This window comes from Pseudaquabacterium terrae, from assembly GCF_013266755.1.
In the GTDB taxonomy this organism is placed as follows: domain Bacteria; phylum Pseudomonadota; class Gammaproteobacteria; order Burkholderiales; family Burkholderiaceae_C; genus Pseudaquabacterium; species Pseudaquabacterium terrae.
The window spans coordinates 415,592-433,102 of sequence record NZ_JABRWJ010000005.1; the positions used below are offsets into that span (position 1 = coordinate 415,592).

At 71.6% G+C, this 17,511-nt stretch carries 15 protein-coding genes; 14 read left to right on the forward strand and 1 reads right to left on the reverse strand.

What is annotated here, in order from left to right; translation table 11 throughout:
- The first annotated feature begins 18 nt into the window (after positions 1-18).
- The 11 genes from HLB44_RS17925 to HLB44_RS17975 are packed head-to-tail and all read left to right on the forward strand — an operon-like array spanning position 19 to position 13,555.
- Positions 19-4,851 (forward strand): RHS repeat protein, encoded by a 4,833-nt coding sequence (locus tag HLB44_RS17925; protein ID WP_173125000.1) that lies wholly within the window; start codon positions 19-21, stop codon positions 4,849-4,851.
- 11 nt (positions 4,852-4,862) lie between these two features.
- Positions 4,863-5,330, forward strand: coding sequence for a type II secretion system major pseudopilin GspG (gene gspG / locus HLB44_RS17930; protein WP_173125002.1), 468 nt, complete (start codon positions 4,863-4,865; stop codon positions 5,328-5,330).
- Between the two features lie 19 nt (positions 5,331-5,349).
- Positions 5,350-6,549: a type II secretion system F family protein gene (locus HLB44_RS17935; protein WP_173125004.1), complete on the forward strand. Its 1,200-nt coding sequence runs from the start codon at positions 5,350-5,352 to the stop codon at positions 6,547-6,549.
- A gap of 55 nt (positions 6,550-6,604) precedes the next feature.
- Positions 6,605-8,233, forward strand: a complete 1,629-nt coding sequence (locus tag HLB44_RS17940) for a GspE/PulE family protein (protein ID WP_173125006.1) — start codon at positions 6,605-6,607, stop codon at positions 8,231-8,233.
- Entirely contained in the window at positions 8,220-8,924 is a 705-nt protein-coding gene (locus HLB44_RS17945) for a hypothetical protein (protein ID WP_173125008.1), read from the forward strand. The genes HLB44_RS17940 and HLB44_RS17945 overlap by 14 nt, the downstream gene beginning before the upstream one ends.
- Positions 8,921-9,430 (forward strand): hypothetical protein, encoded by a 510-nt coding sequence (locus tag HLB44_RS17950; RefSeq protein WP_173125010.1) that lies wholly within the window; start codon positions 8,921-8,923, stop codon positions 9,428-9,430. The genes HLB44_RS17945 and HLB44_RS17950 overlap by 4 nt, the downstream gene beginning before the upstream one ends.
- Positions 9,427-10,314, forward strand: coding sequence for a hypothetical protein (locus HLB44_RS36785; protein ID WP_217283708.1), 888 nt, complete (start codon positions 9,427-9,429; stop codon positions 10,312-10,314). The genes HLB44_RS17950 and HLB44_RS36785 overlap by 4 nt, the downstream gene beginning before the upstream one ends.
- 22 nt (positions 10,315-10,336) lie before the next feature.
- Complete coding sequence (locus HLB44_RS17960; protein WP_173125012.1) at positions 10,337-12,205, forward strand: secretin N-terminal domain-containing protein; 1,869 nt, start codon at positions 10,337-10,339, stop codon at positions 12,203-12,205.
- Positions 12,202-12,675 (forward strand): type II secretion system protein, encoded by a 474-nt coding sequence (locus HLB44_RS17965; RefSeq protein ID WP_173125014.1) that lies wholly within the window; start codon positions 12,202-12,204, stop codon positions 12,673-12,675. Before HLB44_RS17960 ends, HLB44_RS17965 begins: the two co-directional genes overlap by 4 nt.
- Positions 12,672-13,079 carry a type II secretion system protein gene (locus HLB44_RS17970; RefSeq protein WP_343051369.1) on the forward strand — a complete coding sequence of 136 codons (408 nt, stop codon included), beginning with the start codon at positions 12,672-12,674 and terminating at the stop codon, positions 13,077-13,079. The genes HLB44_RS17965 and HLB44_RS17970 overlap by 4 nt, the downstream gene beginning before the upstream one ends.
- A complete protein-coding gene (locus tag HLB44_RS17975; protein ID WP_173125018.1) occupies positions 13,073-13,555 on the forward strand; it encodes a type II secretion system protein in 483 nt (160 codons plus the stop codon). Before HLB44_RS17970 ends, HLB44_RS17975 begins: the two co-directional genes overlap by 7 nt.
- Here HLB44_RS17975 and HLB44_RS17980 read toward each other — a convergent pair.
- A complete protein-coding gene (locus HLB44_RS17980) occupies positions 13,497-14,327 on the reverse strand; it encodes a TatD family hydrolase (protein WP_173125020.1) in 831 nt (276 codons plus the stop codon). The genes HLB44_RS17975 and HLB44_RS17980 overlap by 59 nt on opposite strands.
- 252 nt (positions 14,328-14,579) lie before the next feature.
- Here HLB44_RS17980 and HLB44_RS17985 point away from each other — a divergent pair, with 252 nt between their 5' ends.
- From HLB44_RS17985 to HLB44_RS17995, 3 genes are read left to right on the forward strand one after another with little or no spacing between them, the layout of a single operon-like run.
- Positions 14,580-15,509 (forward strand): S1C family serine protease, encoded by a 930-nt coding sequence (locus HLB44_RS17985; RefSeq protein WP_425500830.1) that lies wholly within the window; start codon positions 14,580-14,582, stop codon positions 15,507-15,509.
- 32 nt (positions 15,510-15,541) lie between these two features.
- Positions 15,542-16,540: an AAA family ATPase gene (locus HLB44_RS17990; protein ID WP_173125024.1), complete on the forward strand. Its 999-nt coding sequence runs from the start codon at positions 15,542-15,544 to the stop codon at positions 16,538-16,540.
- 13 nt (positions 16,541-16,553) lie between these two features.
- Complete coding sequence (locus HLB44_RS17995) at positions 16,554-17,510, forward strand: DUF58 domain-containing protein (RefSeq protein ID WP_173125026.1); 957 nt, start codon at positions 16,554-16,556, stop codon at positions 17,508-17,510.
- Position 17,511 lies beyond the last annotated feature (1 nt).

Below are 17,511 nucleotides of genomic sequence, written 5' to 3' on the forward strand. Positions count from 1 at the left end.
GGATCGAGGAGAACGACGATGGACGGCAAGCACAGCAGCGGCTTCGCAGCGGTGGGGTTCGCGGCATTCGCACTGGCGTGGGCGCTGCTGCTGCCGCTGCCCGCGGCCGCCGAGCCGTATGGCGACGACCCGCCGCCACGCTGCGAATGCCCCACCTGCCCGAGCGAGCCCGGCCCGAGTGAATGCACCACCAGCGAAGGCTGCCTCTGCGGTGGCAGCACGCTGAGCCGCAGCGAAGGCAACCTGTCGCAGAGCGTGCCCGGCCCGGCGCTGCGCGGCGGCAGCGGCTCGGTGCCGCGCTTCGCGCTGCAGTACGACAGCTACAACGCCGACACCTCGCGCGCACGCTTCGGCACCGTGCTGGGCATCGGCTGGACGCACACCTTCAATGTCTTCCTCTACGGCGTGCGCGGCCACCTGTTCCGCGTCGATGCCGACGGCCGCATCACCAAGTTCGCGCTCGGCCCCGGCGGCAGCTTCACCGCTTCACCCGGCCACTTCGAGACCCTCGTGCAGCAGCCCGGCGGCTTCGTGCTGTCGCGCAAGGACGGCACCGTCTACCGCTTCGGTCCGCTCGCCGCATCGAGCTTCATGCCCGGCACGCCGGTGGCGCTGCTGCAGAGCATCACCGACCGCAACGGCAACGTCACGAGCTTCAGCTACACCGGCTCGCTGCTGACGCAGCTCACCGACCCGTACAACCGCACGCTGCTGTTCACCTACAACGCGCAGGGCAAGCTGCAAAGCATCACCGACCCACTCGGCCGCGTGACCACGTTCATCTACGACTCGAGCGGCGCGCAGCTGCAGCAGGTCGTCGATCCGCTCGGCCACGCGACCCACTTCACCTACAACACGCTGTTCCAGCTCACCCGCAAGACCGACCGCGACGGCCGCGTCACGACCTACCGCTACGCCAACGGCCGGCCGGTGGGCATCACCGACGGCGCGGGCGGTGCGCACTTCACGCTGTCCAACCCCGGCAACTGGGCCGTCGACGCCACCGTGCTCGCGCAGCAGATGCTGCGCCGCTACATCCCCGCCACCACCACCAAGACCGACGGCCGCGGCCAGCTGTGGAAGTACGACTACGACGCCAACGGCCACATCCTCAAGGCCACCGCCCCGGACGGCACCTTCAGCAGCACCAGCTACGACCCCGCCACGCTGATGCCGGCCACGCGCACCGATGCCAACGGCAATGCCACCAGCTACCAGTACGACAGCCGCGGCAACCTGATCCGCGTGACCAACCCGCTCGGCCACATCACCACCTACACCTACGAGCCGGTCTTCAACCAGATGACCAGCCGTACCGATGCCAACAACCGCATCACCAGCTACGAGTACGACAGTCGCGGCAACCGCATCAAGGAGACCGACGCCGCCGGTGCCACCCGCAGCTGGAGCTACGACAGCCGCGGCAACGTGCTGACCGAAACCAACAAGAACGGCCACGCGACGAGCTACCTCTACGACGCCAACGGCAACCGCAGCCAGGTCACCGATGCGCTGGGGAACGTCACGACGATGAACTATGACGTCGTCGGCAATCTGCTCAGCCGGACCGACGCGAACGGCCACGCCAGCAGCTTCACCTACGACGCGCTCGACCGCCTCGTCGCCGCCATCGACCCTGCGGCCAAGACCACGCTCACCGCCTACGACCGCGAGGGCCACCGCACGCAAGTCACCGACCGCAACGGCAATGGCACGCGCTACGAGTACGACCTGCGCGGCCGCCTGATCAAGACCACCGATGCGCTCGGTCACACCCTCAAACACACCTGGGATCGCAACGACAACCTCCTGACCTCGACCAACCGCAATGGTCGCTCGACGACCTATGCCTACGACACTCGCAACCGGCTCAGCAGGATCATTGACGCGCTCGGGCACAGCACCAGCACCACCTACGACCCCGTCGGCAACAAGCTCACCGAGAAGAATCAGCGCGGCTTCGTCACGAGTTACCAGTACGACGCGTTGAACCGGCCGGTCCGCAGGACCGATGCCGAAGCCAACGTCACGCAATACGGCTACGACGGTGACGTGTTCTGCCTGGCGATCGGCTGCCCGACCAAGGGCTCCGACCTGCTCACACGGCAGACCGACGCGGAGGGCAAGGTCACCTACTTCAAATACGACGCGCTCGACCGGCTGACGACACAAGTCCGCAAGCAGACCGACGTCGCCGACAGCATCGACAGCGACGACGCCGTCACCCGCCACAGCTACGACGCGCAGGGCAACCGCATCGGCCTGATCGAGCCGAACGGCAACACGACGACGATCGTCCGTGACGCAGTGGAGCGGCCGATCGAGATTGCCGTCCGCATCGACGCGCTGACCGCCGAGACAACGCGGCGGACCTACGACCCGGTCGGCAACCTGAAGACGATGACGGCACCGAACCTGAACGTCATGACCTATGGCTACGACGCACTCGACCGGCGCTCGCTCGTCGAAGACTCGATCGGTCTGGTCGCCACCTTCACCTACGACGCCGAAGGCCACCGGCTGACGAAGCAGGACGGCAACGGCAACGCCACCACCAATCAGTTCGATGCCATCTACCGATTGACGACCGTCACCGACGCACTCGGAAAGCTCACGCGCTACGAGTACGACCCGCAAGGCAACCTGATCTCGGTCATCGACCGCGAAGGCATCCCCACCACCTACACGTACGACGACATCGATCGCCGCATCACGATGACGGAGGCCGCCGGCACACCCGAGCAGCGGATGACCAGTTATCGCTACGACGCCGTCGGCAACCTGACCCGCATCACCGATGCCAAGGCGCACGCCACCCTCTACGAATACGACCGGATCAACCGGCCGGTGAAGGAGACCTACGCCGACTCGAGGAGCCGCCGACTGACCTATGACCGGGTGGGCAACCTGGTCAGCCGCCTCGATCAATCGGGGCAGCTCACGACCTATGCGTACAACGACCTGCACTTCCTGACCCGGCGTCACTATCCGACGGGCACCGACCACCTGAGCCCGGACCTCTCCGGGCGCATCATGGCTGCCGAACGCGCCGGCTGGACCGTCACCTTCACCTACGACGGGGCCGACCGCGTGCTGCAGACACTGCAGAACGGCGCCGCGCTGAGCTACAGCTACGACACGCCGGCGCGATCGCGAAAGCTGACCTATCCCGGCGGCCGCACGATCACCGAGACGACCGATCTGCGCGGGCGGCTCGACTCGATCGCCGACTCGGGCTCGCCGCTCGCCGTCGCCAGCTACAGCCACGACCTGGGCAACCGCACCGTCTCGCGGATGTACGGCAACCAGACCGCCGCGCGCTACAGCTTCAACGCGAACAACTGGAACACCGGCGCCAACCACGTCAAGGCCGACCTGTCCCGCATCATCGGCTTCGAGCATGCGTTCAACCACGAAGGCAGCAAGCGCTTCACCCACAAGCTCGCCGATGCCGGCAACTCGGCGCAGCGATCCGAGGCCTACCAGCACGACAAGCTGTACCGGCTGATCGACCAGCAGATCGGGGCACTGCTCGGCGGCCTCGTGCCGGCGCCCATTCATCGCACGCAGTACAGCCTCGATCTGCTCGGCAACTGGCAAGTGGTCACGCGCGACGGCATCGCCGAGGCCCGGACCCACGGCGCCACCAACGAGATCACGACCGTCGGCGGCATGCCCGTGTCCTCGGACCCGAACGGCAATACGAGCGAGAACGCGCTGTACCGCCATCACTACGACGAGGAGAACCGGCTCGTGCGGACGATCCGCAAATCGGACCAGCGGATCGTCGGCCGCTATGACTACGATGCGCTGGGACGGCGCATCCGCAAGGTCGTCGACGCGGGCGTCGTGTCGAACCCCAGCGAGACGCTGTACTTCCACGACGGTGCACGCATCGTCGAGGAACGTTCGCCGGCGCCAAGCACGCTGGCAACCCACGTGTATGGCCAACAGGTCGACGAGGTGCTGAGCTCCGAGCGTGGCGGCACGACGCACTTCCATCACCAGAATTCGATCGGGTCGGTGGAGGCCGTCACCGATGCCGGCGGCAACGTCGTCGAGCGCTATGCCTACGATGCCTATGGGCGTGTACAGGTGCTCGACGCCGGCGGCACGCCGCTGGCGCAGAACTCCTGGGGCACGCCGCACAGCGCGATCGGCAACCCGTGGCTCTTCACCGGGCGCCAGCTCGACGAGGAGAGTGGCCTCTACCACTTCCGCGCCCGCCAGCTCGACCCGGCGGCCGGCCGCTTCCTGCAGCGCGATCCGGCCGGCTACCGCGCCGGGCTGAACCTGTACGAATACGTCCGCAGCCGGCCGCTCGACTACACCGACCCGTCCGGCATGGTGCCCTGCAAGTGCGGACCGGACATCAGCGACGCCTTGGTTGACCTGGCGCAGGATGTCGAGCAGGCATTCGACACGATGGGCTGGTTCAGCAAGATGATGTATTGCTCGGACTTCAAGCTCAACCGCTGGGACATCAAGGAGCTGCACAACTGCATCGGGCTGGGTGTGGCGGGCTGCCCGAGCGGCGCGGCCTGCAGCTGCACCGTCGAGCTGTTCGGCGTCTGCCTGAAGGGCCACGAAGCCAACTACTATCTCTGGGGCGTCATCGGCCGGCTGTGCGGCATGTCGCAGTGGAAGACCGTGGACATCGTGACCTCGTGGAAGATGCTGTTCCACCAGAGCCTGCCCTCGCGCGGCACCGGCTGGGCCACCGAACGCGGCTATCTGCAGAACAACAAGGCCGGCCCGCGGGATTGGCAGACACCCGCCAACGCATGCCCCACCGGTTGCGGCAAGTTCAAGGGCAAGCTGCACTGGAAGTGGGGCGACTACGAGAGCTAGGAGCAGCAGCGATGCATCCCCCTGGTGTCCCGGTCCCCGGGCGGCGCGCGGAGCCGCGAACCCCCACGCGCGGCTTCACCCTCCTCGAACTGCTCGTCGTGATGCTGATCATCGGCCTGCTCGCCAGCTACGTCGCGCCGCGCTACTTCGACCAGGTCGGCAAGTCCGAGATCAAGGCGGCGCGCGCGCAGCTGGATGCCTTCGACAAGGCGCTCGCCGCCTACCGGCTCGACACCGGGCACTTCCCGAACAACGCGCAATCGCTGCGCGCGCTGGTCGAGCGGCCGGCCAACGAGCCGAAGTGGGCCGGCCCCTACCTGTCGAAAGCCTTGCCGGCCGACCCCTGGGGGTGGCCTTACGTCTACCGCCAGCCGGGCGACGCGGGCCGCGACTACGAGCTGCTGTCGCTGGGCAAGGACGGCCAGCCCGGCGGCAGCGGCGACGCGGCCGACATCAGCGCCTGGTCGACCGGCCGCTGATCCGGGGAAAGCAGCGGCAATGCGCGTGCGGGCCGACATCGTCGAAGGCCGCGCGCCGCCGCGCCGCATCGAGCTCGACGCCGCGTCGCTCGACGACGCACGCCGGCAGGCGCAGCGCCTGGGCTACGCGGTGCTGGCCTGCCACGCGCTCGACGATTCCTTCGGCGCGCGCTGGCAGCGGCGGCGCCGCGCCGGCAGCGGCCGCTTCGAGCTGCCGGTGTTCGTCGAGCAGCTGCGCGACCTGCTGGTCGCCGGTCTGTCGGTGATCGAGGCGCTCGAAGCGCTGCAGCCGGACGCGCGCGGCGACGGCAGCACGGTGATCGACGGCCTGGCACGCGCGCTGCGCAGCGGCTCGCCGCTGTCCGGCGCACTGGCGCAGCAGCCGGTCTTTCCGGCGCTGCTGGTCGCGCTGGTGCACGCGGCCGAGCTGACCTCCGACCTGCCGCAGGCGCTGGCGCGCTTCCTCGAGCACGAGCAGCGCATCGCCGCGCTGCGCCATCGCGTGCTGGCGACCTCGATCTATCCGCTGCTGCTGTGCGGCGTCGGTGCGCTGGTGCTGCTCTTCCTGCTATTCCACGTGATGCCGCGCTTCGCGCGCGTGTTCGACGGCATGGCCGGGCCGCTGCCCTGGTCGGCCGAGCTGATGCTCGGCTGGTCGCGCCTGCTCGGCGGGCACGCGGCGCTGCCGTGGACCGTGCTCGGTGTGCTGGCGGCCGGCGGCGTGTGGCTGCTGCGCTCGCCGGCGGCGCGCGCACGGGCGCTGCGCGTGCTCGGCGCATGGGCGCCGCTGCGCCGGCTGCTGCACACCTACCACCTCGCCCGCTGGTACCGCGCGACGGGGCTGCTGGTGGCCGGCGGCATCGTGCTGCCCGAGGCCCTCGCGCTGGCGCAGGCGCTGCTGCCCGCGGCGCTGCAGCCGGCGGGCCGGGACGTCCAGCGCGCGGTGCACGACGGGCTGATGCCCTCGGCCGCGTACCGCCGCGCCGGCATGGCCACCGCCGTCGCCGACAAGCTGCTCGTCGCCGGCGAACGCAGCGGCGAGCTCGGCACGGTGCTCGGCCGCATCGCGCATTTCCACGACGAGGAGGTCGGCCGCACGCTGGAGCGCGCGATGCGCGCCTTCGAGCCGATCGTGATGGTGCTGATCGGCGTCGGCGTCGGCCTGCTGGTGCTGCTGATGTACCTGCCGATCTTCGACCTCGCGTCGGCGCTGCCATGAGCGGCCCACGCGCTGCGCTTGGCAGCGGCGCGCACAAGGCGTAGCGTTCGCCGCCATGAGTGCCGGCCTGCCCTCGGAATCGGTCGTTGCGCGCATCGCTGCCGTGCGCCGCACGCATGGCGGCGATCCGATGGCGGCGCTGCTGGCCGAAGGCGGCGACGCGCAGGCGCTGGTCGACGAGCTCGGCAGCGCGCTCGAGCTGCCGGTGGCGCGGCTGGCCGATGCGGCCGCCTGGCAGCCCTGCTTCGACCGCCTGCCCTTCGCCGACAGCGCACGCCGCCGCTGCGCGCTGCTGAAGGATGCCGCCGGCGCGCAGCAGCTGCTGATCACCGACCCGTTCGACACCGACCTCATCGCCTGGGCCCTGAGCCGCTTCGGCGCGCTGAGTGTGCACCTGGCGAGCGACCAGACCTTCGACGCCTGGCTCACGCACAGCGAAGCGGGCCTGAGCGCGCTGGCCAGTGTGGCGCCGCCGCGCAGCGACGTGCCCGACGACGGGGCCACCGCCAACGCCGAGGTCCTGAGCCTGCGCCGGATAGGCAGCGAGGACAGCCCGGCGGTGCGCTTCGTCAACTCCACGCTGTACGACGCACTGAAGATCGGCGCCTCCGACGTGCACCTCGAAAGCGACCCCGGCGGCCTGGCGATCAAGTTCCGCATCGACGGCGTGCTGACGGCGATGCGGCGCATCGACCAGCGCGAGCTCGCCGCGCAGGCGATCAACCGCGTCAAGGTGATGGCGCAGCTGGACATCGCCGAGCGCCGCGTGCCGCAGGACGGCCGGCTGCAGATCCACTACGAAGCGCGCGCGATCGACCTGCGCGTCTCGGTGATGCCCAGCATCCATGGCGAAGATGCGGTCCTGCGCATCCTCGACCGCCAGCATCTGGCGCAAAGCCTCGCCGGCCTGACGCTCGATAAGCTCGGCTTCGCGGCGCCGATGCGTGCCGAGCTGCACCGGCTGTGCCGGCTGCCGCACGGCATGCTGCTGGTCACCGGGCCCACCGGCTCGGGCAAGACGACCACGCTCTACGCGGCCATTGCCGAGACACGCGAGTCGCGCGACAAGATCATCACCATCGAGGACCCGGTCGAGTACCAGCTGCCCGGCGTGCTGCAGATCCCCGTCAACGAGCGCAAGTCCTTGAGCTTCGCGCGCGGGCTGCGCTCGATCCTGCGCCACGACCCGGACAAGATCCTGGTCGGCGAGATCCGCGACGCGGAAACGGCGCAGATCGCCGTGCAGTCCGCGCTGACCGGCCACCTCGTCTTCACCACCGTGCATGCGAACACGGCGCTGGACGTGGTCGGCCGCTTCGCGCAGTTCGGCATCGACGCCTATGCCTTCGCGTCGGCAATCAACGGCGTGCTCGCGCAGCGGCTGCTGCGGCGGTTGTGTGCGCAGTGCGCACGGCCGTTGTTGCCGGCGGATGCCGGGTCGAGTCGCCGCGCCGCGCTCGGCTGCGAAGCGTGCCGCGGCACCGGCTACCGCGGCCGCTTCGCAATCGGAGAGCTGCTGTGGCTGACGCCGGCGCTGCGCGCGCTGATCGCCGCCCGGGCGCCGGCGGCCGAGGTGCAGGCCGAGGCGCAGCGCGGCGGCTGGCGCAGCCTGCGCGAGCAGGCGCTGCAGGCCGTTGACGCGGGTTGGACGACGCTCGAGGAGGCCGACCGTGTGGCCGTTTGATCGCGCCTCGACGCGCGACATCGTGCGCATCGGCCGGCTGGCGGTCGAGCGCTGGGAGCCGCGGCGCGGCGCGCTGGCGGCGCTCGGCCGCGAGCCGCTGGCCGAGCCGTCCACGCCGGCCATCGCGGCGGCCTTGCGCGCGCTGTACCCGCAGCCCCCGCCGCGGGCGATCACGCTGCTGCTCGAAACCGCGTGGCTGCCGCTGTTGCTGGCCGACACCGGCGGCGCGCTGTGGTCGCGCGCGCAGATCGAGACGCTGCTGCGCCACCGCCTTGCCGCGCTCTACGGCGACGATGCCGAGCCGCCGTCGTCATGGCCGCTGCGCATCGACCACCGGCCGGGCGACCGCTTCGCGCGCGGCGGCGCGCTGCCGCCGCGGCTGCAGCGCAGCCTGCTCGACAGCGCACGCGTGCTCGGCCTGCGCTGGCACGCCCTGCTGCCGGCCTTCGACTGGGGCTGGCAGCGCCGGCGGCCGGTGCGCCAGCCGGCTGGCCGCACCGGTTGGTGGTTATGGCCCGAGCAGGACCGGCTGCTGATCGCGCGCATCGAGGCCGGCCGCCTCACCGCGCTCGAGGCCGCGGCACCGCCGGCCGGCACACCCGCCGCGCGCGCGGCGCAGGTCGAGCTGGCGCGCCGGCGCCTGGGCATCGGCAGCGGCGGTGATCCGATCGTCGCCGGAGCGTTCTCATGAACATGGACTTCCTGCGGCCGGAACCTATGGTGCCGCGCGCGGGTTGGGTGCTGCTGGCCGGCGGCGCCGCGGTGTTGGCACTCGCGCTGCTCTGGCAACAACACAGCGACGAGGTCGCAACCGCTGCGCGGCAGGCGCAGCAGGCGCGCCGTGCGGCCGCGCAGGCCCCGGCCGCGCCGCCGCCGGCGCCCGGTCCCGCCGAGCGGCGCTGGCAGCAGGTGCAACCGGAGCTGCGCCGGCCTTGGCAGGCGGCACTGCAGGCCATCGATGGCGCAACGCGGCCGCCGGTGGTCCTGCTGTCGCTGCAGATCGATCCCGAGAGCGGGCTGATCGGCCTCGACGCCGACGCAGCAACCTACGCCGACGCGCTGGCCTACGTCGAGCGGCTCTCCGCGGCGCCGCCGCTGCAGCCGGCGCGGCTGGTCGCGCACGACACGCTCACCGACCCGGCCGGCGGGGCGCGCCGGCTGCGCTTCAGCGTCACGACGACCTGGCGCACGCCATGAGCCACCCGTCCGCGCTCGCACGCTGGCTCGCGATCGGCCATCAGCAGATCGGCTGGCCGGGGTGGGCCGGCCTGCTGCTGATCGGCGGCGCGCTCGTCTTGGTGTTGCGCGCACCCTCCCCGCTGCAAGCGAACGGGGCGGACGACGCTGCGGCGCCTGCACCGGCCGCGACCGCGCTGCCGGTACTGCACCGCCCGGCGACCGAAGCCCCCGCGCTGGCGCCGGCGTCGGCGGTGCCCGCGCTGCTGCGCCGCATCGAGCAGGCCGCGCAGGCGCAGGGCATCGCCTGGCCGGCGGCCGAATACCGCATCGCGCCGGCCAGCGCGCAGCGGCCGGCGAGCCTGGAAGTGCGCAGCCAGCTCGAAGCGCCGTATCCCGCGCTGCGTGCGCTGCTGCACCAGCTGGCGCTGACGCTGCCCGCGTTCACGCTGCGCGAGTTGGCCTTCGCCCGCCAGCACGGCGATGCGGCCGTCGTCGAGGCGCGGCTGCGCCTGGTGATCTACCTCGCGGACGAGGGCGCCCCCGACCGCCCGAACGGCCCGGCGGACACGGAGGCGCCCGCCGGCCAGGCCTTCGCCGTCCGCACAGCACCCGGATCGCTCGTGCCTGCGCCGGCGCCCGCCCGCGCCGCATCGCCCGCCGCGCCGGCGGCTCCCGCGCCCGCCGAGCCGGCGCCGCCGCTGCAGGTCATCGGCACCTGGGATGATGCGGCCGGCCCGGCGGCCTTCGTCGCGTCGCCCGGCGGCACCTGGCTCGCGCGCCCCGGCACCGTGCTGCTGGCCGAGTACCGCGTGACCGCGCTGACCGCCCAGCACCTGACGCTGCTGCACCTGCCCTCGCAGCGCGAGATCCGCATCGCGCTGCCGCGCGCCAGCGGTACGTGATAACACACGAAGTACGCGCGCCATGCACCGCACCTGCCGACCGCCCGCCCGAGCCCGCCCGACCCGGCCGGCCCTGGTCGTGCTGCTCGCGGCGGCGCTGGTGATGGCGGCCTGCGCCGGCCACCAGAGTTACCGCGAAGCCACCGCGGCGCTGGCCGCCGGCCAGACCGAGACCGGCCTCGCCAAGCTGCAGCAGGCGATGGCCGAAAGCCCGGGCAACAACGAATTCCGCCGCAGCTACTTCACGCAGCGCGAGCGCGCCCTCGACGCGCTGGTGCACGAGGCCGAAACCGCGCTGCAGCGCGCCGACTTCGGTGCTGCGCGCCAGGCTTATGCGCGCGCGCGCCAGCACGATCCCGGCAGCGCCCGCGCCGCCGCCGGCGCCGAACGGGTCGACCGCGCCGAGCAGCTCGCGACCCGCCTCGACGCAGCCGAAACCCTGGCACGCGAGGGCCGGCTCGACGCGGCACTCGAACAGGCCCGCCAGGTGCTCGCCGACGAGCCGCGCCAACCGCGCGCCGCCGCGCTGATGCGGCGCTGGCAGCGCCTGCACACGGAGGCCTCGGGCAAGGCGCTGGGCCTCTATCCGCAGCTCGACGCGGCCTACCGCGTGCCGGTGTCGTTGAGCTTCCACCAGGCCACGCTGGGCCAGGTGCTGCAGGCGCTGAAGCAGGCCTCGGGGCTGAACTACCTGATCGAGCGCGACGTGCGCACCGACCTGCGCGTGACGCTGTCGGTCACCAACAAGTCGGTCGACGACGTGCTGCGGCTGCTGCTGGCCACGCACCAGCTCGAGCGCCGCGTGCTCGACAAGGACACGCTGCTGATCTATCCGAACACGCCAGCCAAGGCCGCCGAGTACCGCGAGATGGTGGTGCGCCACTTCTACCTGAGCCATGCCGACGCGGCCAAGGTGGCCAACGTGCTGCGCACGATCGCCAAGGCGCGCGACGTCGTGATCGATGAGAAGCTCAACCTGGTGATCCTGCGCGACAGCGCCGACGTGATCCGCCTGGCCGAGAAGCTGGTGGCCACGCAGGACCTGCCGGACCCGGAGGTCGTGCTCGAGCTGGAGGTGCTGGAGGTCAACGCCAACCGGCTGCTCGAGCTCGGGCTGCGCTGGCCCGACCAGATCTCGGCCGGCGTCATCGGCAGCGAGGGCATCGCCGGCCAGCTGCGCCTGGAGGAGTTCCGCAACCGCAGCTCGGAGCTGGTGCGCCTGCGCTTCAACGATCCGCTGGCGTCGGCGCGGCTGCGCAGCCAGAAGGGCGATGCCGACCTGCTGGCCAACCCGCGCGTGCGCGTGCGCAACCGCCAGTCGGCCAAGATCCTGATCGGCGAGCGCGTGCCGGTGATCACCACCACCACCACCGCCAACGTCGGCAGCTCCGAATCGGTCAGCTACCTCGATGTCGGCCTGAAGCTGGAGATCGAGCCCAGCGTCTCGCTCGACGACGAGGTGGCCATGAAGATCGCGCTGGAGGTCTCGAGCATCCTCGAGACCGTGACCCGCAGCACCGGCACGCAGGTCTACCGGCTCGGCACGCGCAACACGGTGACCAGCCTGCGCGTGCGCGACGGCGAAACCAACGTGCTGGCCGGGCTGATCCAGCGCGAGGAGCGGCGCGCCAACACCGGCCTGCCCGGGCTCAACGAGATTCCGCTGCTGGGCAAGCTGTTCGGCATGGCGCAGGACAGCGACACCCGCACCGAGATCGTGCTGCTGATCACGCCGCGCATCGTGCGCAACCTGGAGCCGCCGGGTGCCGGGCTGCTGGAGTTCCTGTCCGGCACCGAGAGCGCGGTCGGCGCGGCGCCGATCCAGCTCGCGCCGCTGCCGCCGCCGCGGCCGGCCGCCGCAACACCCTCCGCCACGGGAGCGTCGAAATGAAGCCCCAGCGGCGCGGCTTCAGCCTGGTCGAGCTGCTCGCGGTGCTGGCGATCCTGGCGACGCTGGCCAGCATCGGCGTCCCGCTGGCCGAGCTGGCGCAGCAGCGCCGGCAGGAAGAGGCGCTGCGCGAGGCGCTGCGCGAGCTGCGCGACGCGATCGACCGCTACAAGCGCCTGGCCGACGAGGGCCACATCGTCAGGGCCGCCGACGGCAGCGGCTATCCGCCGCGCCTGGAGCTGCTGGTCGAGGGCATCGTCGACGCCAAGTCGCCCGAGGGCCGGCGCATCTACCTGCTGCGCCGGCTGCCGCGCGACCCGTTCGCGCCGGCCGAGACCGCCGCCGCGGCGAGCTGGGGCCAGCGCAGCTACGCCAGCCCGCCCGACGATCCGCGCCCGGGCGCCGACGTCTTCGACATCCATTCGCTGTCGCCGAAGCGCGGCCTCGACGGCCGCCCCTACCGCACATGGTGAGCGGCCACGCCACGACGGACCGCCGGCGCGGCCGGCGCGGCTTCACGCTGATCGAGCTGCTGGTGGTGCTGGCGATCCTCGCGACGCTGCTGTCGGTGGCCGCGCCGCGCTACTTCGCCGCCGTCGAGCGGGCCCGTGAAACCGCGCTGCAGGCCAACCTGAAGCTGCTGCGCGAAGCGATCGACAAGCACCGCGCCGACACCGGCCGCCTGCCCGAGACGCTGCACAGCCTGGTCGAGCGCCGCTACCTGCGCCAGGTGCCGGTCGATCCGACCAACGACAGCGCCGGCGCCGGCGCCTGGCAGCTGCTGCCGCACCCCGACGGCAGCACGCCCGGCGTCTACGACGTGCGCAGCGCCTCCACCGGCATCGGCCGCGACGGCACGGCCCTCGACACATGGTAGGTCTCAAAGGACGCGGCCACGGTCACCGTGCACGCGGCTTCACCTACCTGGCGTTGCTGCTGGCCGTCGCGCTGGCCGGGGTCGCTCTGCTGGTCGGCACGGAAGTCTGGGTCACGAATGCGCGGCGCGCGCAGGCGCGGCAGCTCGACTGGGTCGCACGGCAGTATGTGCAGGCGCTGCGCAGCTACCGGCAAGCGGCGCCGGTGGAGCGTTATCCATCGACGCTGGCGGACCTGCTGGAAGACCGCCGCTTCGAGCCGCCGCGGCGCCACCTGCGCCAGCTGTATCCGAACCCGTTCACCGGCCGCGCCGACTGGGAGCCGCTGCTGGGCGGCGACGGCCGGCTGCGCGGCCTGCGCGGCCTGCGCGCGCGCATCCCGGGCGCCGCCGATGGCGTCGAGCCGCAGTGGGTGCTGATCACGGCGGATCCAGCGCCGCCAGCCGCGGCAGCGCCGCCCGCGCATTCGCCGCGGTGATCGCCGCGGTCTGCTCGAGGCTCCAGCCGCGCAGCTCGGCCAGCACCTGCGCGATGCGCGGCAGCTCGGCCGGCTCGTTGCGCGAGGTCGCGCCGGCGGCGCGCTCGGCGGCGGTGCGGTACAGCCAGTGCGGCGGAATGTCGGGCGCGTCGGTCTCGAGCACCGGCACGCTGTCGGGCAACTCGCTGGCCAGGCGCCGGATCTGCAGCGCGCGCTCGAAGGTCATCGCGCCGCCGAAGCCGAGCCGGAACCCGCGCTCGGCGAACAGCGCCGCCTGCTGCGGGCTGCCGTTGAACGCATGCGCGATGCCGCCTGCCACTTCGTTGCGGCGCAAGCCCTTCAGCAGTCCGTCGGCCGAACGCCGCACGTGCAGGATCACCGGCAAGCGGGCGGCGCGCGCGAGCTTCAGCTGCGCGAGGTAGAAGCGCTCCTGGCGCGGGCGGTCGAGGCCGGGCACGAAGAAGTCGAGCCCGATCTCGCCGACCGCCACCAGCCGCGGGTCGTCGCGCCAGCGCTGCAAGGCCTCGCCGAGGCGGTCGAGGTCCTCGTCGGCGGCCCGGTCGACGCACAGCGGATGCACGCCGAGCGCATAGGCAAAGCCGTGTTCGTGCGCCAGCCGCCGCGTGGTCTCGAAGTGCGCCGCGGCCACCGCCGGCAGCACGATCATCCCGACACCGGCGGCCCGCGCCCGCGCCACCACCGCGTCACGGTCGGCATCGAATTCCGGGGCGTCGAGGTGGCAGTGGGTGTCGATCCAGCGAAGCGCGGTCACCGGCGGATCATGCACGCCGTTCGTGCTTCGTTCCTCAAAGCCCGCAGGCCATCCATCCCCGCTGTGCACAGGCGTCGATGCTCGTGGTACTGTGGCGCGGAGTCCTCGCTCACGGGAGCCGGCAGCATGGCCCGCACGCCGCTTTACAGTCGCACCCCGCCTCGCGCCGCACCGGCCGTCGCGCCCGCCGGTACGCCGGCTGCCGGAAGCGGACCGCCGGACACGGCGCTGGCTGCCGCGCAGCCGACGGCCGTGCCGCTGCCTCTGCCGCAGCGCCCCGATCCGGCCGCAGACGCCGCACCCGCCACCCCGCCCCCCGCCGTCCCCGCCCGCCCCGGCTGGCTGCGTCGCCACGAGCGCTGGGCCTGGGGCTTGGGCGTGCTGGCGCTGGTCACCGCCGCCGGCTGGCCGGCCTGGACGGCCAAGGTCAAGGCGCCGCTGACGATCGAGCAGATCGACTCCCTGATGCGCCAGTCGATCGCCAAGGAGCCGCTGCCGGCCGCCGCCGCGGCGGCTTATGCCGCGGTGATCCCCTCGGTGGTGCGCGTGGTCGGCGAGCACAAGGCGCCGCCGCCTGAAAGCGTCAAGCCCGGCGTCAAGGGCGGCAAGCCGCTGAAGCCGGCCGACAAGGCGATCGACGAGGATGGCCGCAGCGTCGGCACCGGCGTGGTGATCGTCGACAAGGGCCTGATCCTGACCAACCTGCACGTCGTCGCCGGCGCCGACCGCATCACCGTCAACTTCTTCGACGGCAGCGAGTCGGAGGCCGTGGTCGTCAACCTGCAGCCGGAGAACGACCTGGCGGTGTTGCGCGCGAAGACGATTCCCGACGACCTGCATGCGGCCACGTTGCGCTCGACCGGCGGCCTGTCGCCGGGCGACGAGGTGATCGCGATCGGCTTCCCGTTCGGCATCGGCCCGTCGGCCTCGCAGGGCGTGATCTCCGGGCTGAAGCGCGAGTTCCGCTCGCCCGAGGGCCACCGCAGCCTGACCAACCTGATCCAGTTCGATGCCGCGGCGAACCCGGGCAATTCCGGCGGTCCGCTGGTGACGATGGACGGCCACGTCGTCGGCATCGTCACCGCGATCATGAATCCGAACGCGCAGCGCACCTTCATCGGCATCGGTTTTGCCGTGCCGATCGAGAACGCGGCCGCCGCCGTCGGCATGCCGCCGTTCTGAACTCCCTCTTGCCACCTCTGGAGAGCCCCCGCATGGCGAACCTCAACGACAGCGCGCCGGAAGCGGCAACGCTGATGGAGCGCATCCTTTACGAAGTGAAGCGCGTCGTCGTCGGCCAGGACCACTTCCTCGAACGCGTGATGGTCGGCCTGCTCGCCCAGGGCCACCTGTTGGTCGAAGGCGTGCCGGGCCTGGCGAAGACGCTGACGGTGCGCACGCTCGCCGCCACCTTGCGCGGCAGCTACAAGCGCATCCAGTTCACGCCCGACCTGGTGCCGGCCGACCTGGTCGGCACGCGTTTCTACAACCAGAAGACCGGCGAGTTCGGCACGACGCTCGGTCCGGTGTTCACCAACCTGCTGCTCGCCGACGAGATCAACCGCGCGCCGGCCAAGGTGCAGAGCGCGCTGCTCGAGGTGATGCAGGAACGCCAGGTGACGATCGCCGGCGAATCGCACAAGGTGCCCGCGCCCTTCGTCGTGATGGCGACGCAGAACCCGATCGAGACCGAAGGCACCTATCCGCTGCCCGAGGCGCAGGTCGACCGCTTCATGATGAAGGTGCTGGTCGACTACCCGGCCGACGAGGAGGAGTTCGTGATCGTCGAGCGGGTCATCGGCACGCCGGTCGAGGTGCTGCCGGTGGCGACGATGTCGCAGCTGATCGAGCTGCAGCAGGAATGCCGCAAGGTCTACGTCGACCCGAGCCTGATCACCTACACCGTCAAGCTGGTCGGCGCGACGCGGCGGCCCGACCTGCATGGCATGCCCGAGCTCGCCAAGTACCTCAGCTTCGGCGCCAGCCCGCGCGCCAGCATCTCGCTGGTCGAGGCCGCGCGTGCGCTGGCCTACCTGCGCGGCCGCGGCTACGTGCTGCCGGAAGACCTGACCGCGCTGGCCGCCGACACGATGCGGCACCGCCTGGTGCTGTCGTACGAGGCGCTGGCCGAGGGGCTGACGGCCGACGCGCTGATCGAGAAGGTGATGGCCAAGATCCCGCTGCCGGCAAAACCCATGCAGCATCCGCAATGAGCGTGGGCGGCCGATGAGCGAACAGTCGTCGCCCGAAGCCCTGCTGCGCCGCCTCGAGTGGACGGTGCTGCGCCGCCTCGACGGCCTGCTGCAGGGCGACTACCGCACGCTGTGGCGCGGCGCCGGGCTCGACCTGGCCGACCTGCGCGAGTACCAGCATGGCGACGATGTGCGGCACATCGACTGGAACGTCACCGCCCGCCTGAACCAGCCCTACGTGCGCCAGTTCACCGAAGACCGCGAGCTCACCGCCTGGTTCCTGCTCGACCTGACGGGCAGCGTCGACTTCGGCTCGAACGACCGCACCAAGCTCGCGGTGTCCGAAGGCTTCGTCGCGGTGCTGGCGCGGCTGCTGACGCGGCATGGCAACCGCGTCGGCGCGCTGCTGTACGGGCAGCACGGCCCCGAGCGGCCGATCGCGATGCTGCCGGCGGGTATCGGCCGCCGCCATGTGCTCGGGCTGATGGCCTCGATGCGTCAGCGGCCGGCGCCGAAGGCGAGTACCGGCACGGTGCTGGCCGACCTGCTGCGCGCCGGCGAGACGATCATCAAGCGCCGCTCGCTGGTCTTCGTCGTCTCCGATTTCATCAGCGCGCCGGGCTGGGCCGATGCGCTGGGCCGCCTGGCGCGGCGCCACGAGGTGCTGGCGGTGCGCCTCTATGACCCGCTGGAGCTGAAGCTGCCCGACGTCGGCCTGGTGACGATCGAGGATGCCGAGAGCGGCGAGCAGGTACTGGTCGACACCCAGGAGCCGGGCTTTCGCGAGCGTTTCGAGAAACTCGCCGCCGGGCACGAGGCGGCGCTGCGCCAGAGCCTGGCGCGCGCCGGCGTCGATGCGCTGGAGCTGGCGACCGACGATGACCTGATGGCCGCGCTGCTGCGCTTCGTCGCGCTGCGCCGACAGCGGCTGCGCGCACCCGTTGGTGCCCGCATGCCGGCCGGGCTGCGGCATGCCGCGCTGCCGGCCTGAA